Below are 13,391 nucleotides of genomic sequence, written 5' to 3'. Positions count from 1 at the left end.
TACCAATGAAGTTATCTCATTATAAAATTGTACTTGCTTTTGTAATTTTATGGAACATCTACGGGTATTCTCAGCTATTGCGCAAAAGAACTACTTTGCTAATGGGCGGACGTTTTGATATTAGTATTGTTGCCAATGATTCTATTACAGCAGAACAAAATATAAATGAAGTAATTGCAGAAATCAGCCGGATTGAAAACCTGATTTCAGACTGGAAACCGGATTCGCAGGTTTCTGAGGTGAATCAGAATGCGGGGATCAAACCCGTTAAAGTGGATCGGGAAGTTTTTGAACTGACACAAAGAGCCATCCGGTTCTCTGAAATAACCAATGGTGGTTTCGACATCAGTTTTGCTGCCATGGACAGAATCTGGAAGTTTGACGGTTCCATGACCGAAATGCCTTCGGCGGAAGCCATAAAAAAATCGGTAGAGAAAGTTGGCTTTAAAAACATTGTGTTAGACAGTCTTCAATCGACTATTTTCTTAAAGCTAAAAGGAATGAAAATTGGATTTGGCGCTCTGGGTGAAGGATACGCAACAGATAAATGCCGAACCATGATGGTCGCAAAAGGAATAAAAGCCGGAATCATAAACGGATCCGGTGATATGAGTACCTGGGGAAAGCAGCCCAACGGCGAAGACTGGAAAATCGGAATTACAAACCCTTTTAAACCTGAAAAACTTTTGGCGGTTGTTCCTTTGAATGAGGGTGCTGTAACCACATCAGGCAATTATGAAAAATATGTTGTTTTTAATGGAAAACGATATTCTCACATTATAAATCCCGCAACTGGCTATCCTGCAACTGGTTTATGCAGTGTTACTGTTTTTGGTCCCAATGCTGAAACTGCCAACGGATTAAGTACTTCGATAATGGTTTTAGGCAAAGATGATGGGGTGCTTTTACTTCAAAAATTCCCGGATTACAGTTGTTTAATGATTACTGATAACGGAAAAGTAATTAAGTCTAAGAATTTTAAAGTTGCTAAATTTAATCCTAAACTATAACTCTACTGTCAGGCTGAGCGGAGTCGAAGCCCTTACAACTTATTTTCTATTCGAAGACTCACGTGCCAGAACTTCAGTATTTAAAAAAGTGATTTCTTTAACCTCATCACTTTTAGACGATTTTAGGTTTTTAATAATAATTTCGGCAGCTGCCTTACCCATTTTTTCTGCAGGATGTGTTATGGTTGATAAATTTGGGTCAATAATTTGCGAAATTGGATCATTATTAAAGCCAATAACAGCAACATCCTCCGGAACTTTAATTCCTCTTTTTTTAGCCGTCTGAACAGCACTTACAGCAATAATATCTCCAGCTGCAAAAATACCATCCGGAATTGGATTTAAATCAAATAATTTATTGCTTGCCTTTACTCCGTCTTCATATGTAACTGACTTTAAATTGACTATCAGTTCCTCGTCCACAGGTAAATTATGATCTCTTAAAGCTTCGATATAACCTCTTCTCCTTTCATTATATAAATTACCAAATTCTGATCCAGCGGTCAAATGTGCAATTCTGGTACAGCCCTGATCAATAAGATGTTTCGTTGCTTTATAACCTGCTGAATAATTATCAATTATGACTCTGAATGTATTAAAATCTTTAGGAACCCTGTCGACAAAAACAAGGGGAATATTATTGTTTGAAAATTGCAAAAAGTGTGATGTATCCCTGGTTTCCATAGCAAGCGAACAAATAACACCGCTAACACGATTGCTGTATAAAGATTTGGCCATATTTACCTCCTCTTCAGAAGAGTCATGAGACTGCATAATGATAACCGTATAACCGGATTTTTGGGCGGCAATTTCAATTCCGCTGATTAATGATGACAGGAAGGGCTGGGTAACTGTCGGAATCAAAACGCCTATGGTTTTGGTTTTATTTCCTCTTAGACTTGCTGCTAAAGTATTAGGCACAAAACCCATCTCTTCGGCAGTTTTTTTCACCTTTTTTATTGTTTTATCACTAATCGTGTGATGGTCTTTTAAAGCCCTGGAAATAGTTGATGTTGCTAAATTTAACTTTTCAGCAATATCGTATATCGTTACATGTTTATTTTCTTCCATAAAATAAATAATAAATAAGTGTAAATATAGCTATTTTCTATCTGATGCAATCTTCTAAAAACCGAAGAAATAAAACAATACCATTTGTCATTTTGCCTGAATATTTTTTCATATATTTCTGGTCAGAATAATTGAAACCCTCTAAATAAAAACTAACTAACATGACCACTTTTCCTGATAAACTATTAAACCAGAATCACAAAAACATAATAGCTGCCGTAATTGTTTATCTGTTTTCTGCTGCCGTTTCTGCACAGACACAAAACACAAACTGGAATGGTAAAAAATGTGCCGTTGTACTGACGTATGATGACGCCTTAAATATTCATCTTGACAAAGTCATCCCAATGCTTAATTCGTATCAGTTTAAAGGAACTTTTTATCTGATAGGCTCTTCTCCAGTTGTTTCCCAGAGAATTGAAGCATGGAGAACCGCAGCAAAACAAGGACATGAACTTGGTAATCATACGTTAAACCATCCGTGTGACGGAAATTTACCTGGAAGAGAATTTGTAACAGCTGAAGCTGATTTATCCAAATATACGGTTGCAAGGGCAGTTAATGAAACCAGAATTACAAATACTTTACTAAAAGCTATTGACGGCAAAAACGAACGTACTTTTGCCTATCCTTGCGGTGATTTGACCATTAAAGATACATTGTATTATAATTTTTTAAAAAATGATTTTGTTGCTGCACGGGGAGTTGCTGCCGGTTATTTAAACAAGAAGGAAGTTGATCTTTCTAATGTAAATTCCTTTGTTCAAAACGGAAGCACAGCCGAACAAATGATAGTTCAGGTTGAAGAAGCAGAAAAAAGGGGCTCATTTATTGTTTTTCTGTTTCACGGTGTAGGGGGCGAACATTCTCTGAATATCGATTTGGAAGAACACCGAAAATTACTTGAATATTTAAAGAAAAGAAAAAAAGATATTTGGATTGCGACAATGGTTGATGTGGCGAAATATATTAGAGGAAATTAAAATTTTGCAGATCAATTAATTCAAATTGATCTGCAAAATTGCACAAAATAACTATTTCGTCAACAGCTCTTTTACCAGTTCATTCAGCTTGTTACCATGGATATTTTTTGCCAGAATAATTCCGTTTTTGTCCAGTAAAACATTGAATGGCAACGCTTGTACCATATAATCAGTTGCTGCTGCAGAACTCCAGTATTTTAAATCACTTACTTGTGTCCATGGAAGTTTGAGTTTTGTTATTACTCCTGTCCAGGAAGGTTTTTTAGTATCTAATGAAACCCCATAAATATCTAATTTACCGGAATATGTGTTGTATAATTTTAATAACTCAGGCTGTTCTTTAATGCATGGACCACACCATGATGCCCAAAAGTCAACTAATACAATTCCTCCTCTTAAAGATGAAAGTGCTACTTTTTCCCCTTTTGTATCCGGAAGATCGATTTCAGGAGCTATATCCCCTACTTCAAGGCCTACAACCTGTGCTTTAACTCCAATTACAGAAAAAACCAACAATACTGCAACAAATAATTTCTTCATATTTTAATTCTCAATTAACTTACTAATCTTATAACTTACTAATCTTAATTTATATTTCAGACAAATATAAATAACAACACTTAACTTTTAAATAAAAATTGAGCATTATTCTATTGAAAAAAATAACTGCAATTTTATTTGGCAGCTATTTATTTTATTATTTACTTTGCAATTCAAAGTGCTTTAAAAATGAATAATAAAAGACAAAATACATATTAGGCTATTATTCAAAAATTAGATTACTTTTTTATTTACTATTTAACTTTGAATTTCAAAGAACTTTATAAAACATGTATTATGAAAGACCACATTATTGAAAAATTGTATGAATACACAAAAAAGCCTTATCAAAAATATTTTAAAAGAAATACCCCTTGGGAAATTGACAAAACAACACTATTAAATTATCCCGAAGGCACTTTAGGAAATGGTTTGGGAAACTTTCTTTCAAAACATCATTTTGATATGCAGCCCAAATTAGAAGATCATGACATCATTCATGTTTTAACCAATACCGGAATTTCAGTTATAGATGAGATCGGGATGCAGTATTATCTTTTAGGAAACGGAAAGAGAAGTATGTATTTGTTTTTGGTAATCTTTTCAGGTACTCCCTTCTACCCGAAACAAATTGGGTATTTTATTGAACAATACAAAAGAGGCAAAAAAGCACATTCTTTTTATTATCTGAATTTTTCAAATATGCTTTTTGTACCTGTCAAAACGATTCAACACATTTTTAATATTTAATCTTATGCAAACTACACATCAAAAACTTTCAGAAGAAACCCAAACTATTGAATTAGTGATTGGAACTTTTATAATCAGTACTGTATTATTTGCTTTTTATATGTTTACCAGCCAAAACGCTAATGTTCTGTTATTTGCTTTTCCTTTTGCTGTTTCCGTTTTATTTTTAAACGCAATCATGCTCTTTCATCTGACAGGCCGTTTTATAAAATTATATAAGGAACGAAAAGATATAGCGGTTAAAATTTTCCTGTTGTTGAGTAATATTCCTATTGCGTACTTGTATTATTCAGTAGCGATGAAACTTTGAATTTAAAAAAACAACCATAATTAAACTTACAAATACATAACGTACTGAAGATTTGCGCTTTGGTGTCAATGCCCCCCTTTATTAAAAAATCTGTGAATTTTTGGCTGAGTATTTTCAGTCTAAGAAAAACAAACCAGCCGTTACGCAAAAATAACAGTTATGCAACGTATTTATTGATCTACGAGTTTTCCGTTTTGATATTTTTCTATTTCAACTATAGCTCCATCTACATTATAATAATTCCATGTTTTATCCTTTTTTAAATCTTCTAAATACAATCCTGATTTTTCAGGATTGCCATTTTCATAAAAGCTTTTAAATTCACCAATTACAATTCCATTGTCATAACTCGCAATCAAACTAATGTTTCCATTTTCATAGAACTCGGTAATTTTTTTGAATTTCAAATTTTTAAGCAAAAAATTTGACTCACTTATTTTTACTTGTTTTTCGTTAAACTCAATAATGATTAAATTATTGAAATCTCGGTATTTAATTTTTTCTATAAATCCGGTTTTACTGTTCTTTTCAGTAACAACTTCTCCAACTTTAGGAATTTTTTCATATTCAGCTCCATATTTAACTGTTATATCAGGCATTTTATCAATTCTGACAACATTTGTACTAAATATTTTTGAGAAATTGTTTTTCAAAATAAAGGAGATTTCAAAATAATCTTTATTGTTAGGTTCTCCAGTCAAAGGAAATTGATAAACAATATAATCGAACTTTGATTTTGTATCTAATGGAACAACTATTTCAGATTTAAAATTCTCAAAATCTACAGATGTATTATTTAATGTTTTATTTAAGTTATTAGTAAATAGTTTTATTTCCTCTATGTTAACTTGAAATTTTATTGTGTCTTCTAATTTTTCATATAGCTTTTGAAAATCATTATTTATAATAATTGAAAATACTTCTTTCGCTGTTTTTATCGCTTTCTTCTTTTCCTGAGAATAAATTGAAAAATGTAAAAAAAGAAAAATGAATAATGTTTTTTTCATACATTTAAATGGTTCTATTTTATTAGAATTTGAGAATATGTTTAAACTAGTAGCTTATAGATGTTTCTTAAAAAATCAATTAGCTCCAGGCAAAACAATCCCACCCTGATCTATCAAATAAAGTAAAGTAGTCATAGTCGCTGCACCAAGTTCTAATTCTCTCTTATTAATGGCGTCAAACTTATCATTTGCAGCATGATGGTAATCAAAATAACGCTGCGAATCCGGTTTTAAACCTGCTTTAACAATCGCTTTAGAGGTTAAATGCCCAATATCTGAACCAGCATGACCAATGGTAAAACTATGTACCAGATATGGCTCGAAAAAGTCTTTGAATCCCTGAATTTTCTTCAAATTCGCATCGTCTGCTTCAATTGAGAATCCTCTTGGTGTAAATCCACCTGAGTCACTTTCTAAAGCAAAAATATGGTTTTCGTTCTTTTGCTTTGAAACTTCTTCGTATTTGGCTCCGCCTTTTCCGCCGTTTTCTTCGTTCATAAATAATACGACACGAATCGTATTTTTAGGTTTATAATTAAAACTTTTAAGAATTCGAACCACTTCCATACTTTGCACTACTCCTGCACCATCGTCATGAGATCCGTCTGCCAAATCCCATGAGTCCAAATGACCGCCTACAACCATAATATTTTCAGGCGTCACTGTTCCTGTCAATTCACCTATAACGTTATAAGATAATACATCCGGCAAAGTTTCGCAGGACTGTTTGAAATAAAATTTTAACGCAGGATTATTTTTTAAAGCAGCACTTAATAATTCAGCGCCATTCGTACTGATCGCCGCAGTCGGAATATATTGCTCTTTTGGCAAGTCACCATAACTCTGAGCTCCTGTGTGTGGAAAATCATCTAAACGCAAATTCATTGAACGAACAATCGTTCCTGCTGCACCAAGTTTAGCCGCCTCTTTTGCGCCTGCAAATCGCTGGTCTACACAAGCTCCATATGATTTGAAGGTCTCAATATTTTCAGGATTCATTGGCCTGTTAAAAAACACAATTTTTCCTTTTACTTTATCTCCTAACGTTTTTAATTCTTCGATACCCTGTACTTCTATTACTTCAGCGGTTAGTCCTGTTTTTGGTGTGGCAACAGAGCCTCCCAAAGCACAAATTGGCACTACGGTTTTTACTTTTCCGTCTAAAATAAATGCTGTTTCTTTTTCGCCACGTACCCAATGCGGCACCATTACTTCCTGCAGATAGACTTTGTCAAGTCCTAAACTCTCTAATTGGGACTTGGTGTAATTAACCGCCAATTGCGCATTTTGAGAACCTGATAAACGAGCCCCAATATCGTTGGATAAATACTCTAACCATGTATAACATTTGGAATCGGTTAAGGCTTTTTTATAAAATAATTTAATATTTTTTTCATCATTTGATTGTGCAAAAGCCATCAAACCGCTTAAAATCAAAACAGGCAGAAGAGTTGTTTTTTTCATCGTTTTTATATGTGTTTTGGGTGTTTTTGTGTTGGTTAGTTCTTTCACAAAGAAACAAAAATTCTCCAAATCTGTCAGATTTTTTCTTCAGCCTTTTCATAAAAAAGCTCTGATTTACAAATTCTTCAATTTGCAGTCAGAGCTTTTATAAATTCTTTAAATAAAAATTATTTTACTTCGATAATCTTATTTTTTATACCGATTCCATTTTCATTAAAGGCTTCGATTGTAAAGTAATATTCTGTGCCTTTATCGAGACCTCTAAAATCATACGTGTTGTCTCCGTAAACCATAATGCTGTTGTATAATTTATCCGGAGTAATTCCGTAATAAATGTTGTATCCGACTGCATCATTTTGTTTTTTCCATGAAATTATGGCATTTCTTAAATCGGTTTTATTTCTGTTTACTTTAAAAGAGGCAACTGCTTTTGGTTTTGCTGCTAATCCATTACCAAAAACCCTGAAATCTGAAATTGCAAATAATCCGGAAGCGTTATGAATGTTTTCCATTTTAATATAACGCGCTTTAATCGATTTTGTGAGTTCTACGTAATCGTGAGGCACATCTTTATCATTTTTGGATTTGTCTACAACCAATGTCCAGTTTACAGCATCATCAGACATGAAAATTTTGTACTGGTAATAAATATCCATTGCTTTATTGAACTGTGTTGCTTTATGATCTGCGTAATTAATCTGCAACGCCTTTATTTCCATAGGTCTTCCCAAATCCATTTGAAGCCATTCACCCGCATTATTGGTTTTAGCCGACCAATACGTCTGAATATTTTCATCCGTCAAATTTTCAGCTCCGTAGCAGAATTTCTCATAGACTTTTTTTCCGCCATTATCCATTCGGTGTGTTTCGACTTCCATACATTCTTCCGAAGAAGAAACAGTTACAGGCTTTTTATACGAAAGTAACATCCATCCTGATGAAGCGCCTTTTGTCTGATCGCGTTCACTGGTTGGAAGCACGATTGGAAAATCGCCGTATGAAGTAATAGAATACATAACATCATCCTTATCAAATCCGGCAGGAAACATATCGATACGGCGCTCAAAACGGTCTTTAATAGAGATTTTGCAGGTTCCGGTATTCCAGTAATTTCCATAATTGTCTGCAAAAGTATTTCCGTGTCCGGCACCAATTACAAATCCGCCCGGTTTATACGACATTGGATTGTGTTTTTGATAGGTAAAAGGCCCTAACGGATGATCACCTACGTGAACACCATTGGCATAGCCTTTAAATTCGGTTGCAGGAGCTCCGTATTGCATATAATATTTTCCATTATGCTTGGTCATCCAGGCACCTTCGATAAAATTCCCCCAGGGCGCAGGTTCCATATCGTTGTTTGGTCCGAAACGCTCCCAGCCGTGAGCTGAAGGATCTAATATAGCCACTTCTTTAATCTGACCATACGGGCGCTGAATATCCTCTACCTCAGTCGCTTTATACAATGTTGCATAATCGGCCTGATTGCCTTTTGGAAGCCAGGTTTTATAATCAACCTCAACACCTACAAGAGGCAGTTTTCCGCTTGAACCGTAATACATATAGACTTTTTTGTCATCGTCCTGAAAAATAGCAGGATCCCACGTAGGCAGCATTGCTTTGTCTACGTGACGTGTCCATCTGCCTGATTTCGGGTCGGCTGTTTTCCAGATGGGATGATCTCTTTTCCATGTTGAACCTACGTAAAATAAAGTGTCATTTACGACCCAGGCTGCCGGAGCACACTGATCATCATCGCCAGGTTGTCTTTGAAAACTTCCGTAAACGAAATTCCAGTCGGACATGTCTTTACTCCAAAAGAAACCCGCCTGATTTGTGGCAAATAAATAATAATCGCCTTTATACGTAATAATTACCGGATCAGCACTGGAACGACGGGACTCCGGAATTCCGTTGTGATTGTGTGTCGTATAATTGTAACCAATATTTATTGGATTACAATACGTTGTTGCAGCTCTGACAGGATCAAACCATTCTGTTTTTTGTGCCCTGAGATTGATATTAAATGCTATCAAAAACAACAAAAGCAATATTGAAGACAGTTTATACATTTCTTTATTTTATTTTTTAAAATCTTGTTATTCGTGATTAGCAGTTTTACTTTTTACTTTTTACTTTTTACTTTTTACTTTTTACTTTTTACTTTTTACTTTTTACTTTTTACTTTTTACTTTTTACTTTTTACCCTCTGAATTAACAGCTCCGGTTCATTTGTGGTGATGTAATTGAATTTGTGAGCTATAATCCAATCCATATCTCCAGGTTCGTTTACGGTCCATGCATTCAGAATCATTTTGCTGTCTTTGGCTTCCTGAATCCATTCCGGATGTTTTTTAAAGACCGAAAAATGATAATCGATGCCGTTGATATTATCTGCTTTTACCTGTTTCGGAGATTTATTTCCTTCCAGATATTGCAAAGAAGTTTTAGGATCTATTTGCCGAATCTGTTTTAGAATTTCATAGTCAAAACTAATGTAGCAAGTATTTTTATCTGCTTTCAGCTTCCTGATAATTTCAACAGTTAATACAGCAGTCTTTTTTCCTCTTTCTTGGCTAATTTCCGAAGGTTTTATTTCGCAGACCAAAAGTGTTTTTTTATTATTTTGCATTCCTTCAGAAATATATTCATGCAAGGTTGGCAGTTTTTCTCCATTTGAAAGTTTAAATTTTATCAAATCAGCGTAGTTGGTTTCTTCAATCAATAATTTATTGAAATGAGAGTCGTGATTGATTACAAGTGAATCATCAGCGGTTCTCCAAACGTCAAATTCTGAACCTGCAAATTTCAAATCGATTGCATGGCGTAAAGCTGCAATTGAATTTTCAGGAAGATTCTTTTTTTTCCAGGCTCCTCTATGTGCTACAATTTCATTCTTTTTGATACTGCACGAAGAAAGAACGATCAGCACGAACAAAAAAGAAACTTTTTTAAAAGTATTCATCTGTTTAAGAATTTAAAATTGGTTTTTATTTCAGAAAAAAAGCCCTTCGTATAACCAGTACGAAGGGCAATTACTAATAACAAACCAATTATTTAGTTAACTCAAAACTAACTTTCTTATCGGCAGCCGAATTTCCTCCTACGAAAATTTCAAACTGTCCGGGCTCTGCTACAAATTGTAAATCAGAGTTATAAAATTTTAAATCTTCAACAGTAATGTCAAAACTTACTGCTTGTTTCTCTCCTTTTTTAAGCTCTATTTTTTGGAAACCTTTTAGTTCTCTAACCGGCCTTGTTACTGAACCCACTAAATCTCTGATGTATAACTGAACGGTTTCTTTTCCATCAAAATTTCCGGTGTTTGTTACCTCAACCGTAACTTTCAATTTTCCGGTTGAATTCATTTTATCAGCAGATATTTTCAGGTTTGAATAATCGAAAGTCGTATAACTTAAACCAAATCCAAAAGGAAATAAAGGCTCGTTTCTTTCGTCAATATAATTCGACCTGAACTTTTCGAACTTTCCTTCTGTATTAGAAAGCGGTCTTCCTGTATTTTTATGTGCATAATAAATGGGTACCTGACCCACGCTTCTTGGGAAAGTCGTTGTCAATTTTCCGGAAGGGTTAACGTCTCCAAATAAAACATCCGCAATGGCGTGACCTGCTTCACTTCCGGCAAACCAAACGTTTAAAATAGCAGGAACTGTTGCGCTTTCATCATTTAAAACTAAAGGACGGCCATCAAATAAAACAAGAACGACAGGTTTTCCAGTTTTTAGCAAAGCATTCAGTAAATCTTTTTGAGCCTGTGGGATTTCTAAATTAGTACGGCTGCTGGATTCTCCGCTCATCTCAGCAGATTCTCCTAAGGCAGCCACAATTACATCAGATTGTTCAGCAACTTTTAAAGCTTCTGCAATTAATTGTTCTTTAGGACGGGCATCACGATTTAAGGTTTTACCAAACATTGTAGCATTGGTTTCAAACGTTTCATCGTAATCTAAATTGCTTCCTTTTGCATAAAGTACTTTTACAGCTTTTCCGGCTACATCCTGAATTCCCTGTAATAATGAAATACATTTTTCGCCAACAGTGGCTACACTCCAGGTTCCTGACATATTGTTTCTGGCATCTGCCAATGGTCCGATCAGAGCAATAGTTCCCGATTTCTTAAGAGGCAATACCTGATGCTGATTTTTTAATAAAACCAATGACTGCGCTGAAATCTCACGGGCTTCTTTTCGGCTAGCTGTTGTAAAGATTTCTGTCTTGGCTCTTTTTGGATCACAATATTTGTATGGGTCGTGGAATAATCCTAAATCGTATTTTGCTTCTAAAATCAATTTAACAGCATTATCAATCTGCTGAATTGTTACTTTTTTCTCGTCTAAAGATTTTTTCAAAGTTCCTAAAAATCCTTCTCCAACCATATCCATTTCAACTCCGGCGTTTAATGATAAAGCCGAAACTGTTTGTAAATCTCCCATTCCGTGTTCAATCATTTCAGGAATTCCTGTAAAATCAGTAACTACAAAACCTTTAAAACCCCATTGTTTTCTTAGAACATCGGTCATTAACCATTTGTTTCCGGTTGCAGGGATTCCGTCAATTTCGTTGAAAGAAGCCATAACTGAACCTACACCCGCATCAACCGCTGCTTTATAAGGCGGAAAATAATCGTTAAACATTCTGATGTGGCTCATGTCTACTGTATTATAATCACGACCAGCTTCCGGAGCTCCGTATAAGGCAAAATGTTTAACACAGGCTAAAATGGAATTGTTTTTAGAAAGATCGTGCTGTTGGTACCCGTTCACCATTGCTTTTGCAATCTGGCTTCCTAAATACGGATCTTCTCCTGAACCTTCGGAAATCCTTCCCCAACGAGGATCCCGCGAAATGTCTACCATAGGAGAAAATGTCCAGTTGATACCATCAGCACTTGCTTCCTGCGCAGCAATCTGCGCGCTTCTCTCAATTAGCTTCATATCCCAGGTACAGGATAATCCAAGCGGAATTGGAAATGTGGTTTCGTAACCGTGAATCACGTCCATACCAAAAAGCAACGGAATTTTCAATCGGCTTTTTTCAACCGCAATTTTCTGTACTTCTTTTATTTTTTGAACCGATTTAATATTGAATAACCCACCTACTTTACCTTCAGCAATATTTTTTGCAACGTTCGAACTGTTTGCCTGACCTGTCGTAATATCTCCCGATGTTGGTAAATTTAGCTGACCTAATTTCTCATCTAAAGTCATTTTTGACATTAACTCTGCCACAAACTCCGACTTTGGTTTTATTTTTACAGCATTTTTAGTGTTCTTTTTTTGGGTGTAACCTAAAATAGTGCATCCTAAAAAGAGTATGATTAATTTCTTTTTCATATGAAGATATTTATTGATTTTTATCTGTCATATGTAATTCGCATATTTTCATTGGTGTTTGAAACCAATTTACTGTAATGCTCATTTCATATTAGATAATATTTATTCTTTTATATAATCGCCATTGTCTATTCCTATTTTGGTTCGGAACAATGGCGATTTTTCATTCTGTGGTATTTATTTTTATTTATTGATTTTAATCTGTTTAAACATCCAGTCATAAATTTCGGGATTGTCATAAACTCTTGTCCAGCTATCGTGATTTGCATCATCAAAAATGGTCAGCCTGACATCTTTTGCATTACATTTTTTCAATTCTTTGTAAATCGTAATCGCATAATTCACATTCACTACATCATCCAATAATCCGTGATAAATTCTGGTTGGAATATTGGCTATTGCGCAAGCGTGTTCTAACTGAATTAAATCTACAAAACCAGCGACAGGTACATTTGCGGCAAATAGATCCGGATGTGCAAAAGCCAAATTCCAGGAAGCCCATCCTCCTGAGCTCAAACCAGTAACATATATTCTTTCTGAATCGATTTTATTTTCTTTCTGAATTTTTACAATAAGTTGATAAATAGATTCAATATCCCAATTTTCATCTTCTTTGCATTGAGGAGCCAAAACATAAGCATCTAACTGATGTGTTTTTAAATACTTAAAAGGGCCATTAATTTTTACTTTTTCAATGTCAGTTCCTTTTTCTCCATCTCCTGAAATAAAAACGATTAATGGCTTTTTCTCTTTCAGATTGGCTGGACGATGCAAAGCATAACCCAATTCATATTTTGATAGTATGACTGTATTGATTTTTCCGGTTGTTTCACTTTGGGAAAATCCAACTATTGAAAATAACAGCAATAAAAATGTTACTTTGTAATTCATGAAAAACCTAT

At 34.6% G+C, this 13,391-nt stretch carries 12 protein-coding genes; 4 read left to right on the top strand and 8 right to left on the bottom strand.

Annotation, left to right across the window (positions count from 1 at the left end):
* Positions 1 to 5 precede the first annotated feature (5 nt).
* Positions 6 to 1,010 (top strand): FAD:protein FMN transferase, encoded by a 1,005-nt coding sequence (locus tag JE46_RS11685; protein ID WP_031455467.1) that lies wholly within the window; start codon positions 6 to 8, stop codon positions 1,008 to 1,010.
* A 39-nt stretch (positions 1,011 to 1,049) separates the two neighbouring features.
* Here JE46_RS11685 and JE46_RS11680 read toward each other — a convergent pair whose 3' ends face one another.
* Positions 1,050 to 2,081 (bottom strand): LacI family DNA-binding transcriptional regulator, encoded by a 1,032-nt coding sequence (locus JE46_RS11680; protein ID WP_031455466.1) that lies wholly within the window; start codon positions 2,079 to 2,081, stop codon positions 1,050 to 1,052.
* Between the two features lie 161 nt (positions 2,082 to 2,242).
* Between JE46_RS11680 and JE46_RS11675 the strand changes: the two genes are divergently transcribed.
* Complete coding sequence (locus JE46_RS11675; RefSeq protein ID WP_051872871.1) at positions 2,243 to 3,064, top strand: polysaccharide deacetylase family protein; 822 nt, start codon at positions 2,243 to 2,245, stop codon at positions 3,062 to 3,064.
* A gap of 51 nt (positions 3,065 to 3,115) precedes the next feature.
* Here JE46_RS11675 and JE46_RS11670 read toward each other — a convergent pair whose 3' ends face one another.
* Positions 3,116 to 3,604, bottom strand: a complete 489-nt coding sequence (locus tag JE46_RS11670; protein ID WP_031455464.1) for a TlpA family protein disulfide reductase — start codon at positions 3,602 to 3,604, stop codon at positions 3,116 to 3,118.
* A gap of 297 nt (positions 3,605 to 3,901) precedes the next feature.
* Between JE46_RS11670 and JE46_RS11665 the strand changes: the two genes are divergently transcribed.
* The gene (locus tag JE46_RS11665; protein ID WP_031455463.1) at positions 3,902 to 4,354 is read left to right on the top strand and encodes a hypothetical protein; all 453 of its coding nucleotides are present in this window, start codon (positions 3,902 to 3,904) and stop codon (positions 4,352 to 4,354) included.
* Between the two features lie 4 nt (positions 4,355 to 4,358).
* Positions 4,359 to 4,664 (top strand): hypothetical protein, encoded by a 306-nt coding sequence (locus tag JE46_RS11660; RefSeq protein ID WP_031455462.1) that lies wholly within the window; start codon positions 4,359 to 4,361, stop codon positions 4,662 to 4,664.
* 170 nt (positions 4,665 to 4,834) lie between these two features.
* Here the strand turns inward: JE46_RS11660 and JE46_RS11655 are convergent, their stop codons facing one another.
* The 6 genes from JE46_RS11655 to JE46_RS11630 all read right to left on the bottom strand — a co-directional run bounded on the left by JE46_RS11655 (position 4,835) and on the right by JE46_RS11630 (position 13,380).
* The gene (locus JE46_RS11655) at positions 4,835 to 5,671 is read right to left on the bottom strand and encodes a toxin-antitoxin system YwqK family antitoxin (RefSeq protein ID WP_031455461.1); all 837 of its coding nucleotides are present in this window, start codon (positions 5,669 to 5,671) and stop codon (positions 4,835 to 4,837) included.
* A gap of 75 nt (positions 5,672 to 5,746) precedes the next feature.
* The gene (locus tag JE46_RS11650) at positions 5,747 to 7,135 is read right to left on the bottom strand and encodes a M20/M25/M40 family metallo-hydrolase (RefSeq protein WP_031455460.1); all 1,389 of its coding nucleotides are present in this window, start codon (positions 7,133 to 7,135) and stop codon (positions 5,747 to 5,749) included.
* Positions 7,136 to 7,302: 167 nt separating this feature from the next.
* The gene (locus tag JE46_RS11645; RefSeq protein ID WP_031455459.1) at positions 7,303 to 9,207 is read right to left on the bottom strand and encodes a discoidin domain-containing protein; all 1,905 of its coding nucleotides are present in this window, start codon (positions 9,205 to 9,207) and stop codon (positions 7,303 to 7,305) included.
* Positions 9,208 to 9,323: 116 nt separating this feature from the next.
* Positions 9,324 to 10,100: a glycerophosphodiester phosphodiesterase family protein gene (locus JE46_RS11640; RefSeq protein WP_031455458.1), complete on the bottom strand. Its 777-nt coding sequence runs from the start codon at positions 10,098 to 10,100 to the stop codon at positions 9,324 to 9,326.
* An 88-nt stretch (positions 10,101 to 10,188) separates the two neighbouring features.
* The gene (gene bglX, locus JE46_RS11635; RefSeq protein ID WP_031455457.1) at positions 10,189 to 12,489 is read right to left on the bottom strand and encodes a beta-glucosidase BglX; all 2,301 of its coding nucleotides are present in this window, start codon (positions 12,487 to 12,489) and stop codon (positions 10,189 to 10,191) included.
* Positions 12,490 to 12,672: 183 nt separating this feature from the next.
* Positions 12,673 to 13,380, bottom strand: coding sequence for a carboxylesterase family protein (locus tag JE46_RS11630; protein WP_031455456.1), 708 nt, complete (start codon positions 13,378 to 13,380; stop codon positions 12,673 to 12,675).
* Positions 13,381 to 13,391 lie beyond the last annotated feature (11 nt).

Source organism: Flavobacterium chungangense LMG 26729 (assembly GCF_000735715.2).
In the GTDB taxonomy this organism is placed as follows: domain Bacteria; phylum Bacteroidota; class Bacteroidia; order Flavobacteriales; family Flavobacteriaceae; genus Flavobacterium; species Flavobacterium chungangense.
Note: the sequence above shows the minus strand (reverse complement) of the source record. Positions and strands in the feature narration are given on the sequence as shown.